We start from the raw sequence: 873 nt of genomic DNA, 5'->3' as shown, positions 1-873 counted from the left end.
CCGAGTAATAGTAAAATAGGAGCGGCGATAAAGATCGAAGATGATGTTGCAATAATAATTCCAAAGACCATAGGAACTGCAAAATTATGGACAGCACTTCCGCCCCATATCGCCATAGGGAGCATAGCGAGAACTGTGGTTGCTGATGTAAAGAGACAGCGTATAAGGACTTGATTAATTGAGAAATCAATCAGTTCACGCAAGGGCATGTTTTTATAAAGGCGCATATTTTCGCGCATTCGATCATAGACTACAACCTTATCGTTTATGGAATAACCAACAATCGTTAAAAGAGCGGCAATGGCAGTTAAATTGAAATCAAATTGAAACAAAGCAAAAAAACCAATCATTTTTGTGGTGTCTAAGATGAGCGTTACAATTGCTCCAACTGCAAAAAACCATTCGAAGCGTAACCATATATAGAGGGACATGGCAATTGCTGCGAGAATAACAGCAGTAAAGGCAGCTGTAGCAAGTTCGCCTGAAATTTTGGGGCCAACAACCTCTATTTGATCGAATGTAGTATTGGGATAAATGTTTTGTACTGCTGTTTTGACCTTATCAATGGCAGCGGTTTGTTGTGTTGCACCACCACTTTGTTTCTGAATGCGGATCAGCACGGTGTTTGCATTATCTATATTTTGTAGCGTAACTTCACCTATGTTAAGGGTAGAAAGCTTTGAACGTAAGGTTGCTAAATTTGCTGGAGCTTTCGTGGTGATACTCATTTGGCTGCCGCCAATGAAATCAATTCCGAAATTCAAGCCAGGTTTTAAAAACAGAAAAACTGAAACAAGTGATAAAATAATTGAGACGCTAATACCGATGAAGCGCGCTTTCATAAAGCGGAAAGTTGTATTTTGTGGGGTAATA

The 873-nt window shown here is 39.5% G+C and carries 1 protein-coding gene; it reads right to left on the bottom strand.

Annotation, left to right across the window (positions count from 1 at the left end; all coding sequences use genetic code 11):
- The coding region (gene secF, locus ACFIK8_RS10595; protein ID WP_375669402.1) for a protein translocase subunit SecF at positions 1–873 on the bottom strand (873 nt) is incomplete at both ends.

This window comes from Bartonella sp. MR168JLCBS, assembly GCF_042194175.1.
This window is presented reverse-complemented; position numbering and strand designations above follow the sequence as displayed.